Genomic DNA, 23,075 nt, shown 5'->3' on the forward strand with positions numbered 1-23,075 from the left:
TAATAGAGTGTAATTGGGGACTGTTCCCTGCTAAAAGGAGGAACAAAATGGAATACGTAATTGAGATGAATAATATTACAAAAGTATTCCCAGGCATTGTAGCGAACGATAATATTACGCTGCAAGTAAAACAGGGAGAAATACATGCTTTACTCGGAGAAAATGGTGCAGGGAAATCAACGTTAATGAATGTACTATTTGGTTTGTATCAGCCAGAGCAGGGAGAAATTAAAATTAAAGGAAACCCTGTGAAAATTACAAATCCGAACATCGCAAATGACTATGGAATTGGTATGGTCCATCAACATTTTATGCTCGTTCATAATTTTACAGTTACAGAGAATATTATTCTTGGAAATGAACCAAAGAATAAAGGAAAGATTGCTATTGATGAAGCAGCGAAAGAAATTAAACAGTTGTCTGAACAATACGGTTTAGCGGTGGATCCGTATGCAAAAATCGAGGATATTTCAGTTGGTATGCAACAACGCGTTGAGATTTTAAAAACGCTCTATCGCGGGGCAGAAATTTTAATATTTGATGAACCGACGGCAGTGTTAACTCCTCAAGAGATTCATGAGCTTATTCAAATTATGAAAAAGCTTGTGCAAGAAGGTAAATCTATTATTCTTATTACACATAAGTTAAAAGAAATTATGGAAGTTTGTGATCGTTGTACGATTATTCGTAAAGGAAAAGGAATCGGAACGGTTGACGTTGCAAATACAGATGAACATAAACTTGCAGAACTAATGGTCGGACGTCAAGTGAATTTTAAAACAGAAAAAATAGATGCCAGACCTAAGGAAGATGTACTTTCTATTGCAAACCTTGTTGTTCATGATGTGCGCCAATTGCCTGCTGTAAAAGGCCTTGACTTAACTGTTCGTGCAGGAGAAATCGTCGGTATTGCAGGGATTGATGGGAATGGACAAAGTGAATTAATAGAGGCAATTACTGGTTTACGAAAAGTTGAGTCAGGTTCTATTGCAATTAATGGGAAAGAAATCACAAACTGGCCTGTTAGACGAATTACGGAAGAAGGAGTCGGTCATATTCCAGAAGACCGTCATAAACATGGACTCGTTCTTGATTTTTCCGTTAGAGATAATATTGTTTTACAAACATATTATAAGAATCCATTTTCAAATAAAGGAATTTTAAATTTTAGTAAAATAACGAAAAAGGCAAAAGAGCTGATTGAGCAGTTTGATGTACGTACACCTAGCGAGCAAACAGTAGCTCGTGCATTATCTGGCGGGAACCAGCAAAAGGCAATTATTGCACGTGAAGTAGATCGTGATCCAGATTTATTAATTGCAGCGCAGCCGACACGTGGTTTAGATGTAGGTGCGATTGAATTTATTCATAAGAAATTAATTGAACAGAGAGATAAGGGGAAAGCGGTGCTTCTTCTTTCTTTAGAACTCGATGAAATTTTAAATGTGAGTGACCGCGTTGCTGTTATTTATGAAGGGAAAATTGTCGCGATTGTTAATGCAAAAGAAACAAATGAAAAACAATTAGGTCTTTTAATGGCTGGTGGAACAGGGGAAGCGAAGGTGAGTACAAATGGCTAAAAAGTTTTTAACGGAGCGAACGATTAATATTTTAGTTCCTGTATTATCCGTTATATTTGGGTTGCTTGTTGGTGCCATTGTTATGTTAGTTAGTGGGTATGATCCGATTGTTGGATATAGTGCACTTTGGACTGGGATGTTCGGAAGTCCCAGTGCAATTGGAGAGACGTTTCGTACAATGATTCCGCTTATTCTTGCGGGGTTATCGGTAGCTTTTGCGTTTCGTACGGGATTATTTAATATCGGAGTAGAAGGGCAATTGTTAGTTGGTTGGCTTGCGGCTGTTTGGTTTGGTTATGCAGTATCATTACCTGCCTTTCTTCATATTCCATTGTCTATTTTAGTGGCAGCTATAGTTGGTGGACTATGGGGATTTATTCCGGGATATTTGAAAGGGAAATTTAAGGTTAATGAAGTTATTGTAACGATTATGATGAACTACATTGCATTATATGTTACATATGACATCATTAAACGTTTTTTACATGAAGGCAATGACAAAACATATGATATTCAGCCGAGCGCGTCATTAGCTTCAGATTGGTTAGCTTCTTTAACAGATGGCTCTCGTCTTCACTGGGGAATTGTTGTCGCAATTCTTGTTACGATTCTTATGTGGTTCTTATTAGATAGAACAACTTTAGGTTATGAATTGAAATCAGTTGGTTTTAACCAACAAGCGTCTCAATATGCGGGTATGAAAGTGTCTCGTAATGTTGTGTTATCTATGACAATTGCGGGTGCATTTGCCGGTATTGGTGGCGCGATGGAAGGGCTTGGAACATTCCAAAGTATGACGGCAATGGCTACATTTACCGGAATTGGATTTGACGGGATTGCGGTAGCACTTCTTGGAGGGAATAATCCATTTGGTATTATACTTGCTGCGTTATTATTTGGAGGTTTAAAAAGTGCAGCGCCGCAAATGAACTTTGAAGCAGATGTACCATCTGAGTTAATTAATGTAATTATTGCATGTATTATTTTCTTTGTTGCTTGTAGTTATATTTTACGCTGGGCACTTACGCGCATGAGCAAGGAGGGGAAATAAATGAGCTTTCTAGATGTTTTAGCCATTCTTGTGACGGGTACGTTATACACGGCAGCACCTCTAATCTTTACAGCGTTAGGTGGCGTATTTAGTGAGCGTTCTGGTGTTGTAAATATCGCATTGGAAGGATTAATGTTATTTGGGGCATTTGTTGGTGTTGTTACCACGCTATTAATGGGGGATACTTGGGGGGCTATGACTCCTTGGATTGCACTTATATTTGCAGCAATTGGTAGCGGATTATTTGCACTTCTTCATGCAGTTGCATCGATTACATTCCGTGCGGATCAAGTTGTTAGTGGAGTAGCAATTAACTTTTTATCTCTTGGTTTAACTGTTTTTGCGATTAAGAAAATCTTTGGTAAAGGTCAAACTGATTTTATTCACTACCGTATTGAGAAAATTGATGTTCCAGGACTGTCGGATATTCCGGTTATTGGAAAAATCTTTTTCTCAAATGTACCATTAACATCGTATATTGCCATTATTTTAGCATTTGTTGTTTGGTATATCATTTATAAAACACCGTTTGGTCTTCGTCTTCGTGCGGTTGGTGAACATCCGATGGCTGCGGATACAATGGGGATTAATGTATATAAAATGCGTTATATTGCTGTTTGTATTTCAGGGATGTTTGCTGGAGTAGGCGGTGCAACCTTTGCACTGTCAATCTCAAACAACTTCTCAGGTGCAACGATTACGGGACAAGGTTTTTTAGCGTTAGCTGCTATGATCTTTGGGAAATGGAACCCAATTGGTGCACTAGGAGCTGCTTTATTCTTTGGATTTGCACAATCACTAGGGGTAACTGGTGGTACAATCCCTGTATTAAAAGAAATTCCGAGTGTTTTCTTAGCGATATTACCATATGTGTTCACGATTTTAGCACTTGTCGGTTTTGTAGGACGTTCAGAAGCTCCAAAAGCACTTGGAACACCGTATGAAAAAGGAAAAAGATAATCGTTTAAAAAGTATAGAAAAAGCTCGCACATTAGGAAGGCACTGAAAAAGTGTTTACTTTGAAAAAATAACACGAATTTTATCAATATGTTGAAAAGAAAAAGGAGTCCATTACCTGTATATAGTAGGTGATGAACTCCTTTTTCTTATGAAGTGGACTTTTTCAGTGGCCTACACATTAGTGCGGGCTTTTTTACATAGAATATGCTTAATACAGAAATGTATTTTCTGCTTTTTAATGAAGAAATGATTAGAAGGAAAAGGAAATAAAGATGATAAGGGAGAAAAGTTGATTTTTCTTTTCTAAAAACTGTATATTGAAGAGGAATATTCCTACATACGTAAAGGAGGGCTATAAAATGAAACTGATGGAACAGCAAATGCATGAACTAGGTGGTTTACGTGTACATATGATTCCGACAGATAAATATAAAACAAATACATTTGTATTTCGCTTTAAAGCACCTTTAAATGAAGAAACGGTGACAGAGCGTGCTTTATTACCATATGTATTGCAAAGTGCAACAGAAAAACTACCATCTGTAATTCGTCTTCGCCAATATTTAGAGGAGTTGTACGGTTCTTCTCTGGCGGTAGATGTAAGTAAAAAAGGGGAAGATCATATCATCTCTATTTATGTGGATATTGCCAACGAAACATATTTACAAGATGCACCGCCGTTGTTTGAAAAAGCACTGTCTATGCTGTCTGATATTGTATTACACCCAGCAACGGAAGGGAGCGGTTTTTTATCATCAATTGTAGAAAGTGAAAAAAGAGCGCTCGTGCAACGAATTGAAGCTACATATGATGATAAAATGCGCTATGCGAATGAACGATTAATAGAAGAAATGTGTAAAGTAGAACCATATCGTTTAAGTGCAAATGGTCAAAAAGAGCGCGTTGCCTCCATTACAAATGAAACTTTATACCGCTATTATCAAAATGTGTTAGCGGAAGATGAAATGGATCTATATATCATTGGTGACATAGATGAAGATGCGGTTGACTTAGTAGGTAAATACTTTTCAATCGCGCCTCGTACAGCAAAAGACAAAAATGTCATTCTTCATAAGCGAAATAATGAAGAACAAGAAATTGTTGAAAAACAAGAATTAAAGCAAAGTAAATTAAATATCGGATATCGCACATATATTACGTACCGTGATGAGGATTATTTTGCGCTACAGCTGTTTAACGGGTTATTTGGTGGATTCTCACATTCGAAATTATTTGTGAATGTACGTGAAAAAAACAGTTTAGCCTATTATGCAGCGTCGCGTTTTGAAAGCCATAAAGGTCTTCTCTTTGTTATGTCGGGAATTGAAGCGAAAAATTATGAAAAAGCAGTCGAGATTATTAAAGAGCAAATGAAAGCAATGCAAAACGGTGACTTTTCAGAAGAAGAAATTCATCAAACAAAGAGTGTAATTCAAAACCAAATTTTAGAGGCAATTGATACACCGCGTGGTTTCGTAGAAATGCTTTATCATGGCGTCATTGCAGAACGTACCCGTCCAGTAGAGGAATGGTTAACTGGAATTGAGCGTGTTACAAAAGAGAAAATTGTAAAGGTTGCCAATAATATTGAGCTAGATACGATTTACTTTTTACACGGAACGGAGGGAGAATAGATGGAGAAAATTTCTTATGAACAATTAAAAGAAACACTTTATTATGAAAAGCTTCCAAATGGGTTAGATGTATATATATTGCCGAAGCAAGGATTTAATAAAACTTTTGCGACGTTTACAACAAAATATGGTTCCATTGATAACACGTTTGTTCCACTTGGAAAAGAAGAAATGGTTCGAGTGCCAGATGGGATTGCTCATTTTCTTGAGCACAAATTGTTTGAAAAAGAAGATCATGATGCGTTTCAGTTGTTTAGTAAACAAGGTGCTTCTGCGAATGCGTTTACATCATTTACGAGAACAGCGTACTTGTTTTCATGTACATCAAATGTAGAACAAAATTTAAATACATTATTAAATTTTGTTCAGGAACCTTATTTCTCTGAAAAAACAGTTGAAAAGGAAAAGGGAATTATTGGTCAAGAGATTCAAATGTATCAAGATAACCCGGATTGGCGTTTGTATTTTGGCTTAATCGATAGTTTATTTGTCAAACACCCAATTAAAATTGATATTGCAGGAACAATTGAGTCCATTAGTAAAATTACAAAAGACTTATTGTATGAGTGCTACGAGACATTTTATCATCCTAGCAATATGTTGTTATTTGTTGTAGGAGCAATTGACCCAGAAAAAACAATGAACTTAGTACGTGAAAATCAGGCGAAAAAAGATTATAAAAATCAACCAGAAATCGTACGTTCGTTTGAAGATGAACCAGAATCAGTAAATGAAAAGAAAAAAATTATTTCTATGCCTGTTCAAACACCGAAATGTTTAATAGGCATAAAGGCGACTGGGCTTAAAGAAAAAGGGCAAGAGCTTTTAAAACAAGAGATCGCGCTTACATTACTTTTAGATTATTTATTTGGGAAAGGATCAGTTCATTATGAGTCTTTATATAATGAAGGACTTATTGATGACTCATTCTCTTATGATTATACAGAAGAAAGTAACTTTGGTTTTGCGATGGTTGGTGGTGATACGAAGCAACCTGATGAGCTAGCTGAACGTTTAAAAGGTGTTTTACTACAGACTAATTATAATGAATTAGATGAGAATGCGTTAGAGCGTGTAAAGAAAAAGAAAATTGGCGGCTTTTTACGATCGCTTAACTCACCTGAATATATTGCAAATCAATTCACAAGGTATGCGTTTAATGAATCTAGTTTGTTTGATGCTCTGTCCGTTTTAGAGGGCTTAACTGTTCAAGATTTACAAGAAGCAGCCAAAGTATTTTTATCCGAAGAAAGAATGAGTATTTGCCAAGTCTTGCCGAAGAAATAAAATGAAACATGAATAAGTGGGGCTTAAGCCTTACGATTTAGAACTTTACGGACAGTTTATCCCCCACCTAACCTTTTGGCTATTGCTGAATTGTAAGGTGGGGGTATTATTTGTTTGTGAATACATGATAAGATTAGTGATTTGAAAGAGTTTCTCTGTAGAGGAAAGATAAGAGAGGATACATATGACAAAGTTTGCATTAGTGACTGGAGGAAGCGGAGGAATTGGCTCTGCAATTTCGAAACAATTAGTTGAAGATGGTTATACGGTGTATGTCCATTACAACAAAAGTGAAGAGAAAATAAAAAAATTAGAACAGCAACTTGGTGCAATCATTCCAGTTCAAGCGAATTTAGCAGCGGTAGATGGCGTGCAAAAGCTCTGGGCGCAAATTCATTATCCGATTGATGTTATTGTGTATGCAGCTGGAAAAAGTATATTTGGTTTGGCGACAGATGTGACAAATGAGCAATTGAATGAGATGGTGGAATTGCAGGTGAAGAGTGTTTATAACCTTCTTTCACTTGCGCTTCCATCGATGATTCGCCTGCGAAGTGGAAATATCGTTGTTATTTCATCTATATGGGGACAAGTAGGAGCGTCTTGTGAGGTGCTGTATTCTATGGTAAAAGGTGCACAAAACTCTTATGTAAAGGCGCTCGCAAAAGAGGTTGCGCTAAGTGGTATACGTGTAAATGGAGTGGCACCAGGAGCCATAGAGACGGAAATGTTAAGTGTGTTTTCAGAAGAGGACAAGAAAGAGATCGCAGAAGAGATTCCAGCTGGAAGGATTGGATTTCCAAAGGAAGTCGCCAAAACTGTTTCTTTCCTTGTATCACCAGGCGCTTCCTATATAACAGGGCAAATTATTGGAGTAAACGGTGGCTGGCATTGTTAAAATAAAAATATGTACATAAAAAGTAAGAAATTGTACAAATTAAGTATGATTGTATTACTTAATAGTGAGGTGCTTAAACATGTCAGTATTAGAAAATTTTGACCAGTGGAAAAGCTTTTTAGGAGAACGTTTAGAACAGGCGCAAGGAAAAGGGCTTGATGGTGGTGCAGTTTCAGATATGGCATTCCGTGTAGGCGATTATTTGGCAAATGAGGTAGAGGCGCGAAATGATCAAGAAAAATTATTAGCCGAGCTTTGGAAAGTGGCTGATGAACAAGAACAACACATGATAGCTAACTTAATGGTAAAATTTGTACAACATAAGTAAAAAAGAGAGGAGAAAATCCTCTCTTTTTTTTAGGTATTGAAAATACCGTGATTCATTATACATTTATCTTCCCTATTAACGTAAAATCATATAATATAGTACGTAGGTGTAAAGTAAGCAGGGGGAGTGACATTTGATGATTGAATGGTATTTTGAATATGAAATACATAAAAACCGACCTGGCTTGCTTGGTGACGTTTCTTCGTTAATCGGTATGCTTGGTATTAATATTGTCACAATTAATGGTGTAGACAACGCTCGGCGCGGGTTGTTGCTTATGTGTGATAGCCAAGAGCAAATCTCTAGACTTGAATCAATTTTGAATACGATGGATAATATAACGGTAACGAAATATCGTCCACCAAAGCTCAGAGATAGGTTGGCAGTTAGGCACGGTAGGTACATACAGCGAGACGCAGATGATAAGAAAACATTTCGTTTTGTTCGTGATGAATTGGGTTTACTCGTTGATTTTATGGCGGAACTAATGAAAAAAGAAGGGCATAAACTCATCGGAATAAGAGGAATGCCTCGCGTTGGAAAAACGGAATCTATCGTTGCTGCAAGTGTTTGTGCAAATAAGCGTTGGCTATTTGTTTCGTCTACTCTTATTAAACAAACTGTACGCAGTCAACTGATTGAAGATGAGTATAGTGACGATAATATTTTTATATTAGATGGCATTGTTTCAACAAAGCGTGCGAATGAAAGGCATTGGCAACTCGTTCGTGAAATTATGAGGTTACCCGCAACTAAAGTTGTCGAACATCCAGATGTATTTGTGAGTCAATCAGAATATACACTTGATGATTTTGATTATATTATTGAATTGCGTAACGATTATGATGAAGAAATTCAATATAATTTAGTAGATGAAATTGAGCAAGGAGCGCAAAACAATTTCTCTATGTTTGACTTTTAAAGAAATATTGAGGTGTTAGTAGTGACGGAATTAGGACAAAAGCTGAAGGATGCAAGAGAAGCGAAAGGCTTGTCTATTGATCAGCTACATGAGGTAACGAAAATTCAAAAACGGTATTTAGTAACAATTGAAGAGGGCGATTATAGTATATTGCCTGGTGCATTTTATGCACGTGCATTTATTAAACAATATGCGGACGCGGTTGGTCTGAACGGAGAAGAGTTGATTGTAGAGTATCAAAGCGTAGTACCACAATCTGAATCTCATGATGTACCGCAAATATCAAAAGGTCAAAAAACACAAGAAACTATGCAAAAAGCAGCATCGCTTCCAATAGCAGATCATATGTCTAAAATATTGATTGCATTATTGGTAATTGCAGTAGGGGTAGCTGTGTGGTTTGTTTTCCAATGGTTAATTGGAAAAGATGAAGGACAAGTAAAACAAACGAAAAGCGAACAAATAGAAGTACAAAAGGCGAAAGATTCGCCGCTTGATGAAAAGAAAGATGAAGTAAAAGCAGAAGAACCTAAAAAAGAAGAGCCAAAGAAAGAAGAACCACCAGCACAACAGCCGCCTGCTGGACAAGAAGAAGTGAAGCTTGTTGGAACAAGTGGTAAGGTATCTACTTTGGAAATTCATAATAATAAAGCACTGGAGTTAGAAATTACAGCGAAGGGTGCAAGTTATGTAGACATTAAAAATGAAGGTGGAAATGTCGTTTTTAATGGTACACTTCAAGAAGGTCAAACAGAAAAACATGATTTAACAACAGCAAAAGAAGTACTTCTCAACATTGGAAGTACACCGAATGTTGAAATTAAACTGAATGGCCAAGTTGTTGCTTTCCCACTAGATCCAGAAAAGGAATATCACCAAAGATTAGTGATTAAAAATCTAGGGGTAGGACAACCTGCACAATAACAGTCATCGCTTCGATGACTTTTTTCCAATGAACAAATGTTTTTGACATGATGGAGGAATAGCTGTGAATTTACCAAATAAAATTACAATATCTCGAATCTGCTTAATTCCAATTTTTTTAGTAATTATGTTAGCTCCTTTTAACTGGGGAACATATACAGTTGGAAATGTAGATTTACCAATTCAACATTTAGTAGGAGCGATAGTTTTCATTGTTGCTTCAGCTACAGATTGGATTGATGGACATTATGCAAGAAAGTATAATCTCGTGACGAATCTAGGTAAGTTTCTTGATCCATTAGCTGATAAGTTACTTGTTTCAGCAGCGCTTATTACATTAGTAGAAATGCAATATGTTCCATCTTGGATTGTTATTGTAATCATTAGCCGTGAGTTTGCTGTAACAGGATTACGTCTTATATTGGCTGGAACTGGTGAGGTTGTTGCGGCGAATATGTTAGGGAAAATTAAAACATGGACACAAATTATTGCGATTTCAGCATATTTATTACATGATGTACCGTTAAATTTAATCCATATTCGGGTTGCGGATATTTCCATATGGATTGCACTTATCTTTACGGTTATTTCTGGCTTGGACTATTTCTGGAAAAATAGAGCTGCTTTTGTAAATTCAAAATAACAGCTTATGGGGGAATCGGAATGAATGCCGAAATTATTGCGGTTGGAACAGAATTGTTACTCGGGCAAATTACAAATACAAATGCGAAGTTTTTATCTGAAAAGTTAGCTTCCATCGGAATGAATGTGTATTATCATACGGTTGTGGGTGATAATAATCACCGTTTACAAGAAGCAATTCAAATTGCTGAGAAACGTGCAGATATACTCATTTTTACCGGTGGATTGGGACCAACAAAAGATGATTTAACGAAAGAAACAATTGCTTCAACCTTACAAGAAGAACTTGTTTATGATGAAGTGGCTTTAACGTCAATTGGCGAGTATTTTAGACGTACAGGACGCGAATTCACAGAAAATAATAAGAAACAAGCACTTGTTTTGAAAGGATCGACTGTATTTGCAAATGATCATGGTATGGCACCGGGTATGGGGCTGGCTAAGAACCAGAAGGTTTATATTTTATTACCGGGCCCGCCAAAAGAAATGAAACCGATGTATACAAGCTACGTAGAGCCGTTTTTACGTAACTTTACAACTGAAGAGCATATATATTCCCGTGTTCTTCGTTTTTTCGGCATTGGAGAATCCCAACTGGAAGTGAAAGTTCAAGACTTAATTGATGGGCAAACGAATCCAACAATTGCTCCGCTAGCTTCAGATGGAGAAGTAACGCTTCGTTTGACCGCTAAACACCATGATGTAAAGCATGCGGAAGTGTTAATTCAACATGTAGAAGATTTGATTTTAGAACGAGTAGGGGAGTTTTTCTACGGATATAATCAAGATTTTCTTCATAATAAAGCGATTGATTTATTGAATAAAAAGGCTTTAACTTTAGCGTGTGCAGAAAGTTTAACAGGCGGTCTGTTTGGAAATCAAGTAACAGAAAATGCCGGCGTATCTTCTGTTTTTAAAGGCGGCGTGATTTGCTATCATAACGATGTGAAACAACATGTTTTACAAGTGCCTGAAGAAATCTTACAAACAGTCGGTGCTGTTAGCGAACAATGTGCCCGTTATCTTGCTGAAAATGTAAAGACACTATTGAAGGCAGATATTGGGATTAGCTTTACTGGAGTGGCAGGACCGGGTGCTTCGGAAAATAAAGAGCCTGGTACTGTTTTTGTAGGTTTAGCGATAAAGAATGAACCAACGTTTGTTTTTCCTCTTAAATTAAGTGGAAGTCGTCAGCAAATTCGAGAACGCTCTGTGAAATATGGATTTTATCATTTATACAAAAAACTAGAAGAGATGTAAGTTTCTTCTAGTTTTTTTGTGATGAAAAATGAAACTTTTTCCATGGAAAACAAAAAAACGAATAAACGTTCGATTTTTGTTGGCAAATTGATATGAAAATAGGTATAATAAGATTAGCAATTCAGTTAAGGAGGAATTTTGAATGAGTGATCGTCAAGCGGCATTAGATATGGCGTTAAAACAAATAGAGAAGCAATTTGGTAAAGGTTCCATTATGAAATTAGGAGAACAGGCAGAACGTAGAATTTCTACAATTCCAAGTGGTTCATTAGCACTTGATGTAGCTTTAGGTGTTGGTGGTTACCCGCGCGGACGTGTTATCGAAATTTATGGACCTGAAAGCTCAGGTAAAACAACGGTTTCCTTACATGCGATTGCAGAAGTGCAACGTCAAGGTGGACAAGCAGCATTTATTGATGCAGAACATGCGATGGATCCTGTATATGCACAAAAATTGGGTGTTAATATTGATGAGTTACTATTATCACAGCCTGATACAGGAGAACAAGGTCTAGAAATTGCAGAAGCTTTAGTACGAAGCGGTGCAATTGATATTATCGTAATTGACTCTGTAGCGGCTCTTGTACCAAAAGCGGAAATCGAAGGAGAAATGGGTGACTCTCACGTCGGTTTACAAGCACGTCTAATGTCACAAGCACTTCGTAAGCTTTCCGGTGCGATTAACAAATCGAAAACAATTGCAATCTTTATTAACCAAATTCGTGAAAAAGTTGGGGTTATGTTCGGGAACCCAGAAACAACTCCAGGTGGTCGTGCGTTGAAATTCTATTCAACAGTTCGTCTTGAAGTGCGTCGCGCTGAGCAATTAAAGCAAGGTAATGATATTGTTGGTAACAAAACAAAAATAAAAGTAGTGAAAAATAAAGTAGCACCTCCTTTCCGTGTTGCTGAAGTTGATATTATGTACGGAGAAGGGATTTCAAGAGAAGGCGAAATTTTAGATATGGCTTCTGAACTTGATATCGTTCAAAAAAGTGGTGCTTGGTACTCTTATAATGAAGAACGTTTAGGACAAGGGCGCGAAAATGCAAAACAATTCTTAAAAGAAAATCCAGAATTAAGAGATGAAATTGCATTCTTTATTCGTGAACATCATGGTATTGGTGAAGATTCTGGAAACTTAGAAGAAGGCGCTATTGTAGATTAACAAAAGACACGATTTCGTGTCTTTTGTTTTTTATTTCACAATAATATGTAGCAAGGCCTTTCATTCAGGCGTTCTCCCTTGTTAAAACTGATTAGGTAAGGGGTGTCATCGTTGGTGAATATAAACTTTTTTCGTTAAAAGGAGATTTATATGACAAAGGTAAAGAAAGTAAAAGTAGACAACGCTTGACAATGAAAATTGCGATAGATACAATGAGAATGTATATTTTTTCTTATATACGATACACTCTTCTCTAGAAGAGAAGTAACATTCGGAGTAGGTTCTATACCTTTTCGAAATAATAATATGACATTTTAATTGTGAAATGAAGAAAGTCCCTTAAAAAGCGGGGCGACGGTCTTTGCTGTACGTTGCAAATTAATGTACATGCCGACAGTCTTTTTTCATTCATGGCAAGGGGAGGTGAAATCATGAGTAGTAGTACATTAATTTGGATACTCATCTCCATTTTGCTTGCAACAGTCGGTGCAGTTGTTGGCTTTTTTGTTCGAAAGTCTATTGCAGAAGCGAAGATTAATGGTGCAGCAAACGAAGCGAGACGCATTTTAGAAGATGCAAATCGTGAAGCAGAGGCACTTAAGAAGGAAGCGCTTTTAGAAGCAAAGGATGAAATTCATACACTTCGTACAGAAGCTGAATTAGAAATTCGTGATCGTAGAAGCGAATTACAAAAACAAGAAAATCGTTTAATGCAAAAAGAAGAGAACCTTGATCGTAAAGACGAGACGCTCGATAAACGTGAGCAGATGTTAGAAAAGAAAGAGGAATCTCTTGTAGCGAGACAACAACAGATTGAAGAGTTGGAAAGCAAAGTGGGAGAGTTAGTTCAAAAGCAGCAAACGGAATTAGAGCGCATTTCCAATCTGACACGCGAACAAGCGAAAGCAATCATTTTAGGGAAAGTGGAAAGTGAAATTTCTCATGAAATTGCCGTTATGGTAAAAGAAAGTGAAGTTCGTGCGAAAGAAGAGGCAGATAAGAAAGCAAAAGAGATTTTATCTCTTGCAATGCAAAGATGTGCAGCTGATCATGTTGCTGAAACAACCGTTTCGGTTGTAAATCTTCCAAATGACGAAATGAAGGGACGTATTATCGGGCGTGAAGGTCGTAATATTCGTACGTTAGAAACGTTAACAGGTATTGACCTTATTATTGATGATACGCCAGAAGCGGTAATCCTATCAGGGTTCGATCCAATTCGTCGTGAAACAGCTCGTATCGCTCTTGATAAGCTCGTACAGGATGGACGTATTCACCCAGCGCGTATTGAGGAAATGGTCGAAAAATCGAGACGTGAAGTGGATGAGTATATTCGCGAAGTTGGGGAACAAACAACATTTGAAGTAGGTGTCCACGGATTACATCCAGATTTAATTAAAATCTTAGGTCGTTTGAAATACCGTACAAGTTATGGACAAAATGTGTTGAAACACTCTATGGAAGTAGCGTACTTAACAGGACTTATGGCAGCGGAGCTTGGCGAGGACGAAAAATTAGCAAGACGTGCGGGTCTATTGCATGATATCGGAAAAGCAATTGACCATGAAGTAGAAGGTAGTCACGTTGAAATTGGTGTTGAACTCGCAACGAAATATAAAGAGCATCCGGTTGTTATTAATAGTATCGCATCTCACCATGGTGATACAGAACCAACTTCTATCATTGCAGTTTTAGTTGCAGCAGCGGATGCGTTATCAGCTGCAAGACCAGGAGCTCGTAGTGAAACGCTTGAAAACTATATTCGTCGTCTTGAAAAGTTAGAAGAGATTTCAGAATCCTATGAAGGAGTAGAAAAATCTTTTGCAATTCAAGCAGGACGTGAAGTTCGCATCTTGGTAAAACCGGATACAATCGATGATTTAGAAGCCCATCGTTTAGCGCGTGATATTCGAAAACGTATTGAAAATGAATTGGATTATCCAGGACATATTAAAGTAACAGTTATTCGTGAAACACGTGCAGTGGAATACGCAAAATAAAGTGGTGAAACGCCACTTTATTTTTTTGTGTTGGGATTGGGCAATATAAAATAAATCGTTTGCAAATCACTTTATTCGATTTCCATTCTAGTTGGCTAGAATGGAAGAAGAATTTTAATGAGCAGTTTGTTTTTCTTATAAGTGAGTAATAAAATACGTAGTACATAGAAAGGGTAAGACATATGAGAATTTTATTTGTTGGAGATGTAGTAGGATCCCCTGGAAGAGGTATGATTCAACAATACGTACCGGCGTTAAAGAAAAAATATACGCCTACTGTAACAATTATTAATGGAGAAAATGCTGCAGGTGGTCGTGGTATTACAGAGAAAATTTACCGAAACTTTTTAGAGTGTGGTGCACAAGCAGTTACGCTTGGGAATCATGCTTGGGATAACCGTGAAGTGTTTGAGTTTATTGATGATGCAAAATATCTTGCAAGACCAGCCAATTTCCCAGAGGGAACACCGGGAAAAGGACTTATTTTTGTAAATTGTAACGGTACCGAAGTAGCGGTAATTAATTTACAAGGACGTACGTTCCTTCCGCCAATTGATTGCCCGTTCCGAAAAGTGGATGAATTAATTAACATTGCCAAAAAACGTACAAATATTATCTTTATTGATTTTCATGCTGAGACAACAAGTGAAAAACAGGCGCTTGGTTGGTACGTAGATGGACGTGCTACGGCAGTCGTAGGGACACATACGCATGTTCCAACAGCAGATAATCGTATTTTACCAAGCGGAACAGCTTATATTACAGATGTTGGAATGACTGGTCCGTATGATGGGATTTTAGGTATGGATCGTGAGGCTGTACTGAAGAAATTTTTAACGAATTTACCTGTACGTTTTGAAGTAACAAATGGAAGAACACAACTAAGTGCAGTATTAATTGATGTGGATCCAAATACAGGAAAAGCGAAAAAAATTGAGCGTATTTTAATCAATGATGATCAACCATTTTTCGAATAAGATTATTTAAAAGTTAGAAAAAACATTATATTTTAATTTTTTAGAAAAATTACAGAAATTTAGCAGGAATACATGTCTCCCCTCGTGAATATAAGTTAAAGTGAAATCAATCGCTAATACTTTTTAAAGAAACGAGGAGGAAACGAGGAATGGAAATATTAAAAGTTAAAGCAACTTCGGTCCCTAACTCTGTAGCCGGTGCACTTGCTGGAGTTATTCGCGAACGCGGAACAGCAGAAATCCAAGCTATTGGCGCAGGTGCATTAAATCAAGCTGTGAAGGCAGTAGCAATTGCAAGAGGGTTTGTAGCGCCTAGTGGTTTGGATTTGATTTGTATCCCAGCTTTTACAGACATTATGATTGATGGTGAAGAACGTACAGCAATAAAATTAATTGTAGAACCTCGTTAAGTTTGAACAACCTGTTTGCTTTTATGCAAACAGGTTGTTTTTATGGGGAAGGGGAAATGAAAGTGAAAGTGTTTGATGCGCACTGTGATGTACTATGGCAACTATGGAGTGCAAAAGGAAAGAAGAATTTTCAAAATGATCCGTCTTTACATATTACATTTGAACAATTGGAGCAAAGAAAAGGAAGCGTACAATGCTTTGCGATATATGTACCTGAAATCGTACCATATGAACAACGTTTTGAAGCTACGTTAGCTATGATAGATATATTTTATAAGCAGGTTTTATCGTTACCAAACATGAAATTGATTCAGACAAAAAAAGATATAACGCAGTTAGAACCAAATGAAATTGGCGCGATTTTAACATTAGAAGGCGGCGAAGCAATTGGAAAAGAAATGATGAAATTGCGCACGCTCTATCGTTTAGGAGTCCGATCTATGGGACTCACGTGGAATCATGCGAATTTATTAGCTGATGGAGCACTGGAAACAAGAGGAGCGGGACTTACTGCGTTTGGTAAGAAGGTTGTAGAAGAGCTGAATTCGTTTCGTTTATGGACAGATGTGTCTCACTTAAATGAAAAAGGTTTTTGGGACGTGATGGAAATTGCTCAATATCCAATTGCATCACATTCAAATTGTTATGGGCTTTGTCAGCACCCGCGTAATCTGAAAGATGAACAAGTACAAGCACTTATTCAAAAAGATGGTGTAATTGGTGTAACGTTCGTTCCAGAGTTTTTAACCAACCATAGGCCTGCTTATATGGATGACATATTACGGCATGTGGAGCGCATTTGTTCGCTTGGAGGAGAGCGCAATATAGGATTTGGTTCGGATTTTGATGGTATCACAGAAATGGTTGTCGGTGTGGAAGCGTATCGGCGTTATGAATATGTAATCAATGAACTGAGTAAGCGATACAGTGAAACAAATGTTCAAAGCTTTTTATATGATAATTTCATTAATCATATTTCTTTCTAGTTGCTTATTGTTTAATGTTTTTTTATTTGAAAATAAAAAGTTAGAAAAATTAAAAAATTCGAATGAAATTCAGGCCAAATTATTGCATTTTTTTCAGTGTAAGGCTAGAATTGTAGACGAATTAAGATTATGCAAAACATTCAGGGAAGTCTGAAGAGGTATAATTTGTGTCCATTGTAGTTTCTTTGCATAAAAAGTGCTACACTATTACTGTAAAAAAATACACTACAATGAATGCAGCCAAAAGGGGTGTAGGAGATGATTAGTCAACTTTCATGGAAAGTTGGAGGACAACAAGGTGAAGGAATTGAAAGTACAGGAGAAATCTTCTGTATTGCATTAAACCGCTTAGGGTATTACCTATACGGTTACCGCCACTTTTCATCACGAATTAAGGGTGGTCATACAAATAATAAAATTCGCGTAAGTACAACTGAAGTACGCGCAATATCAGATGATTTAGATATTTTAATTGCTTTTGATCAAGAAACAATTGATTTTAACTTCCACGAACTACGACCAGGTGGAATTGTTGTTGCAGATGCAAAATTTAATCCAACTATACCAGAAAGTTCAGATGTAAATATATATGCAATACCGTTTACAGATATTGCCTCTGAATTAGGGACATCACTAATGAAAAACATGGTTGCCATTGGAGCATCTAGTGCAGTATTAGGGTTAGATGAAACTGTGTATTTAGAAGTTGTTGAAGAAATTTTCGGTCGCAAGGGAGAGCAAGTCGTTAAAAAGAATATGGAAGCAATCAAACGCGGCTCTCAATATATGAAAGAATTACTTGGTGAGAAAGTGAATATGATGCAGCTTGAAAAAGCTGATGGTCAAAAACGTATGTTTATGATCGGTAACGATGCAATTGCATTTGGCGCAGTAGCTGGTGGAGCGCGCTTTATGTCAGCATATCCAATTACACCTGCCTCTGAGATTATGGAATACTTAATTAAAAAATTACCAAAAGTAGGCGGAACAGTCATCCAAACAGAGGATGAAATTGCTGCTTGTACAATGGCAATTGGTGCGAACTATGCGGGTGTACGTACCCTAACAGCATCAGCAGGACCTGGTTTATCTTTAATGATGGAATCAATTGGTTTAGCTGGTATTACAGAAACACCTCTTGTAATCATTGATACACAGCGTGGTGGTCCAAGTACTGGTTTACCAACAAAGCAAGAGCAATCTGATTTAATGGCGATGATTTACGGGACACACGGTGAAATTCCAAAAATCGTAATGGCGCCAAGTACTGTTGAAGAAGCGTTCTATGATATCGTAGAAGCATTTAACCTAGCGGAAGAATATCAAGTTCCTGTTATTTTCTTAACAGATTTACAGCTTTCTTTAGGAAAGCAAACAGTAGAACCATTGAAGTTAGACAGAGTAGAAATTCGCCGCGGTAAGCTTGATTTACAGGTAGAGTTACCAGATCGTGAAAATAAAGCTTACTTTAAACGTTATGAAGTGACAGAAGATGGTGTTTCACCACGTGTTTTACCTGGTATGAAAAATGGTGTTCACCATGTGACAGGTGTAGAACATGATGAAACTGGTAAACCATCTGAATCAGCACTGAATCGTAAAGCACAAATGGACAAACGTTTCCGTAAAATGGAGAATTTAAAGTTTAATACCCCTGTTTACAAAAATGTTAAGTATGATGAAGCTGATGTATTGTTAGTTGGCTTTAACTCTACTCGTGGTGCAATTGAAGAAGCAATGGAGCGTTTAGAGCAAGAAGGATTAAAAGTAAATCATGCTCATGTTCGTTTAATTCATCCGTTCCCAACTGATGAAATTCTTCCACTTGTAAAGGGTGCGAAGCGCGTTGTTGTAGTAGAAAACAACGCAACTGGTCAGCTTGCTAACATTATGAAAATGAATCTTGGCAATGGTGAGAAAATTTCTAGTCTGTTAAAATATGACGGGAATCCATTCCTACCAAAAGAAATTTACAACGAATGCAAAAAAGGGGTTGTATTAAATGGCAACATTTAAGGACTTTCGGAACAGTGTAAAACCAAACTGGTGTCCAGGTTGCGGAGACTTCTCGGTGCAAGCTGCGATTCAACGTGCAGCAGCTAACGTTGGTTTAAACCCAGATGAATTAGCTGTTATTTCTGGAATTGGCTGTTCAGGTCGTATTTCAGGTTATATTAATTCATATGGTGTTCATAGTATTCATGGGCGTGCACTTCCAATTGCACAAGGTGTAAAAATGGCAAACCGTGATTTAACAGTTATCGCATCTGGTGGTGACGGAGATGGCTTTGCAATCGGTATGGGACATACAATTCATTCGATTCGTCGTAACATTGACATTACGTACATCGTTATGGATAACCAAATTTACGGTTTAACAAAAGGTCAAACTTCACCACGTAGTGAAGCGGGATTTAAAACGAAAAGTACACCGCAAGGTTCAATTGAACCAGCGTTATCTGTAATGGAAATGGCGTTAACAGCTGGTGCAACTTTTGTGGCACAAAGCTTCTCTAGTGACTTAAAAGAATTAACGCAGCTTATCGAAGCTGGTATTCAGCATAAAGGATTCTCTTTAATTAATGTATTTAGCCCATGTGTAACTTATAATAAAGTAAATACGTATGACTGGTTTAAAGAAAATTTAACAAAATTAAGCACAATCGAAGGATACGATCCATCTAATCGTATGATTGCTATGCAAACATTAATGGAAAACAAAGGTTTAGTAACAGGCTTAATTTATCAAAATACAGAGCAGCCTTCTTACCAAGAACTTGTAAAGGGATATAGCGAAAAACCTTTAGTGCAAGCTGATTTACAAATGGATCAAAAAATGTTTGATGAACTTGTTGCTGAATTCATGTAATCATAATAAAAAGCTGCTTAATGGCAGCTTTTTTATTTACATGGTGAGTAAACAAAAGGAGTTAACTTTTTAATACATTTTGTTTACTCGGAAAATTCAGAATGATAAAATGATAGTGTATCGTCTTGTCAAAAAAATTGGTTTGTGCGCTGTAGTACGTGGGTATGATACTGTCTCTTTGTTGTTAAATTTGGCTAAACACTTTATACTATGATAGTGTGTATAGGAATAAAATAACATGTTATTTAAAAGGACAAGGTTAAAACAACAAAAAAGGGAATGTCTATTGGTGTCGGGAAGACTCCATTCTTACGGATGGTTAGATCGATTACTCGAGTTTCAAAGGGGCAAGTTATCTCTCAAACTATCCTAATCTTTAAGATGGGTCTGATTGTCATTAGAATGGACTACAGAGTGTGTATAGTTAAGGTTGAAAGGAGATTACCCATGAACGAGCAACAACGATTAGCAAGTCAACAAGCCAATTCTTCTATGAAAAAAGGAGAAAAAGATTACAGTAAATACTTTGAAAGTGTATATCAGCCGCCTTCTTTAAAAGATGCGAAAAAACGCGGAAAAGAAGAAGTTAAAATTGAACGTGATTTTGGTTTGCCAGAAGAGTTTCGTAACTTTGGTGCCGGAAGAAAGTTTTATATCCGTACTTATGGATGTCAAATGAATGAACATGATACAGAAGTAATGGCTGGTATTTTTACAGCACTTGGATATGAACCAACATTTTCGACAGAAGATGCAGATGTGATTCTATTAAATACTTGTGCCATTCGTGAAAACGCTGAGAATAAAGTATTTGGTGAACTTGGTCATTTAAAACCATTAAAACAAAGAAACCCAGATCTTTTAATTGGTGTGTGTGGTTGTATGTCTCAAGAAGAATCTGTTGTAAATAAAATTATGCAAAAAAACCAGCATGTAGATATGGTATTTGGTACACATAATATTCATCGTTTGCCGTACATTTTAAAAGATGCGATGTTCTCAAAAGCGATAGTTGTTGAAGTATGGTCTAAAGAAGGGGATGTAATTGAAAACCTTCCGAAAGTACGTCGTGGTGATATTAAAGCATGGGTAAATATTATGTATGGATGCGACAAATTCTGTACATATTGCATAGTACCATATACACGTGGTAAAGAACGTAGTCGCCGCCCAGAAGATATTATTAATGAAATTCGTCATTTAGCGGCAAATGGATATAAAGAAATTACGTTGCTTGGTCAGAACGTAAACGCATACGGTAAAGACTTTGAAGATTTAGAATATGGTCTTGGCGATTTAATGGATGAACTTCGTAAGATTGATATAGCACGTGTTCGCTTTACGACAAGCCACCCACGTGATTTCGATGACCACTTAATTGAAGTACTTGGAAAAGGCGGTAATTTAGTTGAACATATCCACTTACCGGTGCAATCTGGAAGTACAGATATGTTGAAAATTATGGCACGTAAATATTCACGGGAACACTATTTAGAACTTGTACGTAAAATTAAAGAAGCGATTCCGAATGCAGTATTAACAACTGATATTATCGTTGGTTTCCCAAATGAAACAGACGAGCAGTTTGAAGAAACGATGTCGTTATATCACGAAGTAGGGTTTGATAGTGCATTTACATTTATTTATTCTCCACGTGAAGGTACACCTGCTGCAAAAATGAAGGATAATGTACCGATGGAAGTGAAAAAAGAGCGTTTACAACGTTTAAATGCATTGGTTAATGAATATTCTATGGAAAAGAATAAACGATATAAAGGCCAAATCGTTGAAGTACTAGTTGATGGAGAAAGTAAGAATAATCCCGATGTGCTTGCAGGCTATACGCGTACCAATAAACTTGTAAACTTCGTAGCTCCAAAATCTGCAATCGGTCAGCTTGTAAAAGTAAAAGTAACGGAAGCAAAAACTTGGTCTCTAAACGGGGAATTGGTTGAGGAGCCAATCGAGGTGAAATAATAGATGAAAGTTTATACAAAAGATGAAATTGTTGAGCAAGCGAAAGAATTAGCGAAAATGATTTCTGAAACAGAAGAAGTGGATTTCTTTAAACGTGCGGAAGCGCAAATTCATAAAAATGAAAATGTAAAACGTGCAATTGATGAAATTAAAACGCTGCAAAAACAAGCCGTAAACTTACAGCATTATGGAAAATGGGAAGCATTGAAAAAAGTAGAAGCGGAAATAGATGCTCTGCAAGATAAACTTGATAGCATTCCGGTTGTACAGGAATTTAAATCTTCACAAACATATGTAAATGATTTACTGCAGCTTGTAGCAAGTACCATTTCTAATAACGTAACGGATGAAATTTTAATTTCGACTGGTGGCAATGTGTTGAAAGGTGAAACGGGTGCTGAAGTAGAGAGTAAAAAAGGGAATTGTGATTGTTAAGGGAGATGTCTTATGGACATCTCTTTTTTGTTTTTATTTTGCTCTATAGTCTTTTGTCAAAAAAAGAATGACACATTCCGCTATTGTCACGCATATGATTAAGTGAATATTGATTGAGGAGGGTTCCGAATGTCCGAATTTAGAGAGATTATTACAAAGGCAGTAGTGGGCAAAGGACGTAAGTATACAAAGTCAACGCATACATGTGAATCAAATCATGAGCCGACAAGTATTCTCGGATGTTGGGTAATTAATCACACATATGAAGCAAGAAAGAGTGGGAAGGCTGTAGAAATTGAAGGATACTACGATGTGAATACGTGGTACTCATTTGATGAAAACACAAAAACAGAAGTTGTAACAGAACGTGTTAGTTACACGGATGAAATCAATATTGGATATCGTGACAAAAATTTTTCAGGTGAAGATTTAGAAATTATTGCCCGCGTTATTCAACATCCAAATTGTTTAGAAGCAATTGTTTCACCAAATGATAACAAAATTGTTGTAACGGTAGAGCGTGAATTTGTAACAGAAGTTGTCGGTGAAACAAAAATTTGTGTAAATGTAAATCCAGATGGATGTCCAGAGGATGAGGATAACTTTGAAGTAGATGATGATGAATTTGAAGAGTTAGATCCAAACTTTATTGTAGATGCAGAAGAAGAATAATAGAAAGCTAGGGAGAATTTCTTCCTAGCTTTTTACATAGTATTAGTGATACTGGATGGAACTATTTTGTATTGAAAATGTGCTATAATGAAGAG

The 23,075-nt window shown here is 36.9% G+C and carries 21 protein-coding genes; all 21 read left to right on the forward strand.

The features are described 5' to 3' along the window. Positions 1–47 precede the first annotated feature (47 nt). The 21 genes from MHH45_RS24900 to cotE all read left to right on the forward strand — a co-directional run bounded on the left by MHH45_RS24900 (position 48) and on the right by cotE (position 22,980). Positions 48–1,580, forward strand: a complete 1,533-nt coding sequence (locus tag MHH45_RS24900; RefSeq protein WP_016133218.1) for an ABC transporter ATP-binding protein — start codon at positions 48–50, stop codon at positions 1,578–1,580. Next, entirely contained in the window at positions 1,573–2,631 is a 1,059-nt protein-coding gene (locus tag MHH45_RS24905; RefSeq protein WP_016115925.1) for an ABC transporter permease, read from the forward strand. The genes MHH45_RS24900 and MHH45_RS24905 overlap by 8 nt, the downstream gene beginning before the upstream one ends. Next, positions 2,632–3,591, forward strand: a complete 960-nt coding sequence (locus tag MHH45_RS24910; protein WP_003199393.1) for an ABC transporter permease — start codon at positions 2,632–2,634, stop codon at positions 3,589–3,591. A gap of 359 nt (positions 3,592–3,950) precedes the next feature. Next, a complete protein-coding gene (gene yfmF / locus MHH45_RS24915; RefSeq protein ID WP_016133216.1) occupies positions 3,951–5,225 on the forward strand; it encodes an EF-P 5-aminopentanol modification-associated protein YfmF in 1,275 nt (424 codons plus the stop codon). Beyond that, positions 5,226–6,512, forward strand: a complete 1,287-nt coding sequence (yfmH, locus tag MHH45_RS24920) for an EF-P 5-aminopentanol modification-associated protein YfmH (protein WP_016115923.1) — start codon at positions 5,226–5,228, stop codon at positions 6,510–6,512. A gap of 184 nt (positions 6,513–6,696) precedes the next feature. After that, the gene (gene ymfI / locus MHH45_RS24925) at positions 6,697–7,410 is read left to right on the forward strand and encodes an elongation factor P 5-aminopentanone reductase (RefSeq protein WP_016115922.1); all 714 of its coding nucleotides are present in this window, start codon (positions 6,697–6,699) and stop codon (positions 7,408–7,410) included. A 79-nt stretch (positions 7,411–7,489) separates the two neighbouring features. After that, positions 7,490–7,738, forward strand: coding sequence for a DUF3243 domain-containing protein (locus tag MHH45_RS24930; RefSeq protein ID WP_003199403.1), 249 nt, complete (start codon positions 7,490–7,492; stop codon positions 7,736–7,738). A gap of 136 nt (positions 7,739–7,874) precedes the next feature. Continuing rightward, positions 7,875–8,660, forward strand: coding sequence for a DUF3388 domain-containing protein (locus tag MHH45_RS24935; protein ID WP_016115921.1), 786 nt, complete (start codon positions 7,875–7,877; stop codon positions 8,658–8,660). A gap of 12 nt (positions 8,661–8,672) precedes the next feature. Then, positions 8,673–9,584: a RodZ domain-containing protein gene (locus tag MHH45_RS24940; protein WP_140386083.1), complete on the forward strand. Its 912-nt coding sequence runs from the start codon at positions 8,673–8,675 to the stop codon at positions 9,582–9,584. 64 nt (positions 9,585–9,648) lie between these two features. Then, on the forward strand, positions 9,649–10,227 hold the full coding sequence (gene pgsA, locus MHH45_RS24945; protein WP_016115919.1) for a CDP-diacylglycerol--glycerol-3-phosphate 3-phosphatidyltransferase: 579 nt from the start codon (positions 9,649–9,651) through the stop codon (positions 10,225–10,227). A gap of 20 nt (positions 10,228–10,247) precedes the next feature. After that, positions 10,248–11,486, forward strand: coding sequence for a competence/damage-inducible protein A (locus tag MHH45_RS24950; protein ID WP_016115918.1), 1,239 nt, complete (start codon positions 10,248–10,250; stop codon positions 11,484–11,486). 142 nt (positions 11,487–11,628) lie between these two features. Further along, positions 11,629–12,654: a recombinase RecA gene (recA, locus tag MHH45_RS24955; protein WP_016115917.1), complete on the forward strand. Its 1,026-nt coding sequence runs from the start codon at positions 11,629–11,631 to the stop codon at positions 12,652–12,654. A gap of 431 nt (positions 12,655–13,085) precedes the next feature. Beyond that, on the forward strand, positions 13,086–14,654 hold the full coding sequence (rny, locus tag MHH45_RS24960) for a ribonuclease Y (protein ID WP_016115916.1): 1,569 nt from the start codon (positions 13,086–13,088) through the stop codon (positions 14,652–14,654). A gap of 182 nt (positions 14,655–14,836) precedes the next feature. Next, positions 14,837–15,631 (forward strand): TIGR00282 family metallophosphoesterase, encoded by a 795-nt coding sequence (locus MHH45_RS24965; RefSeq protein ID WP_003199419.1) that lies wholly within the window; start codon positions 14,837–14,839, stop codon positions 15,629–15,631. A gap of 149 nt (positions 15,632–15,780) precedes the next feature. Then, positions 15,781–16,041: a stage V sporulation protein SpoVS gene (spoVS, locus tag MHH45_RS24970; RefSeq protein WP_000404341.1), complete on the forward strand. Its 261-nt coding sequence runs from the start codon at positions 15,781–15,783 to the stop codon at positions 16,039–16,041. Between the two features lie 23 nt (positions 16,042–16,064). Continuing rightward, positions 16,065–17,027, forward strand: a complete 963-nt coding sequence (locus MHH45_RS24975; RefSeq protein ID WP_016115915.1) for a dipeptidase — start codon at positions 16,065–16,067, stop codon at positions 17,025–17,027. Between the two features lie 258 nt (positions 17,028–17,285). Continuing rightward, positions 17,286–19,043 carry a 2-oxoacid:acceptor oxidoreductase subunit alpha gene (locus MHH45_RS24980; protein WP_088094301.1) on the forward strand — a complete coding sequence of 586 codons (1,758 nt, stop codon included), beginning with the start codon at positions 17,286–17,288 and terminating at the stop codon, positions 19,041–19,043. Beyond that, entirely contained in the window at positions 19,030–19,896 is an 867-nt protein-coding gene (locus MHH45_RS24985) for a 2-oxoacid:ferredoxin oxidoreductase subunit beta (protein ID WP_016115913.1), read from the forward strand. Before MHH45_RS24980 ends, MHH45_RS24985 begins: the two co-directional genes overlap by 14 nt. A gap of 447 nt (positions 19,897–20,343) precedes the next feature. Beyond that, positions 20,344–21,873 (forward strand): tRNA (N6-isopentenyl adenosine(37)-C2)-methylthiotransferase MiaB, encoded by a 1,530-nt coding sequence (gene miaB / locus MHH45_RS24990; RefSeq protein ID WP_016115912.1) that lies wholly within the window; start codon positions 20,344–20,346, stop codon positions 21,871–21,873. A gap of 3 nt (positions 21,874–21,876) precedes the next feature. Further along, a complete protein-coding gene (locus MHH45_RS24995; protein ID WP_016115911.1) occupies positions 21,877–22,308 on the forward strand; it encodes a RicAFT regulatory complex protein RicA family protein in 432 nt (143 codons plus the stop codon). 129 nt (positions 22,309–22,437) lie between these two features. Then, complete coding sequence (gene cotE / locus MHH45_RS25000; RefSeq protein ID WP_016115910.1) at positions 22,438–22,980, forward strand: outer spore coat protein CotE; 543 nt, start codon at positions 22,438–22,440, stop codon at positions 22,978–22,980. The last annotated feature ends 95 nt before the right edge of the window (positions 22,981–23,075 follow it).

The sequence above is a fragment of the Bacillus sp. FSL K6-0042 genome (assembly GCF_038006685.1).
Taxonomy (GTDB): domain Bacteria; phylum Bacillota; class Bacilli; order Bacillales; family Bacillaceae_G; genus Bacillus_A; species Bacillus_A pseudomycoides.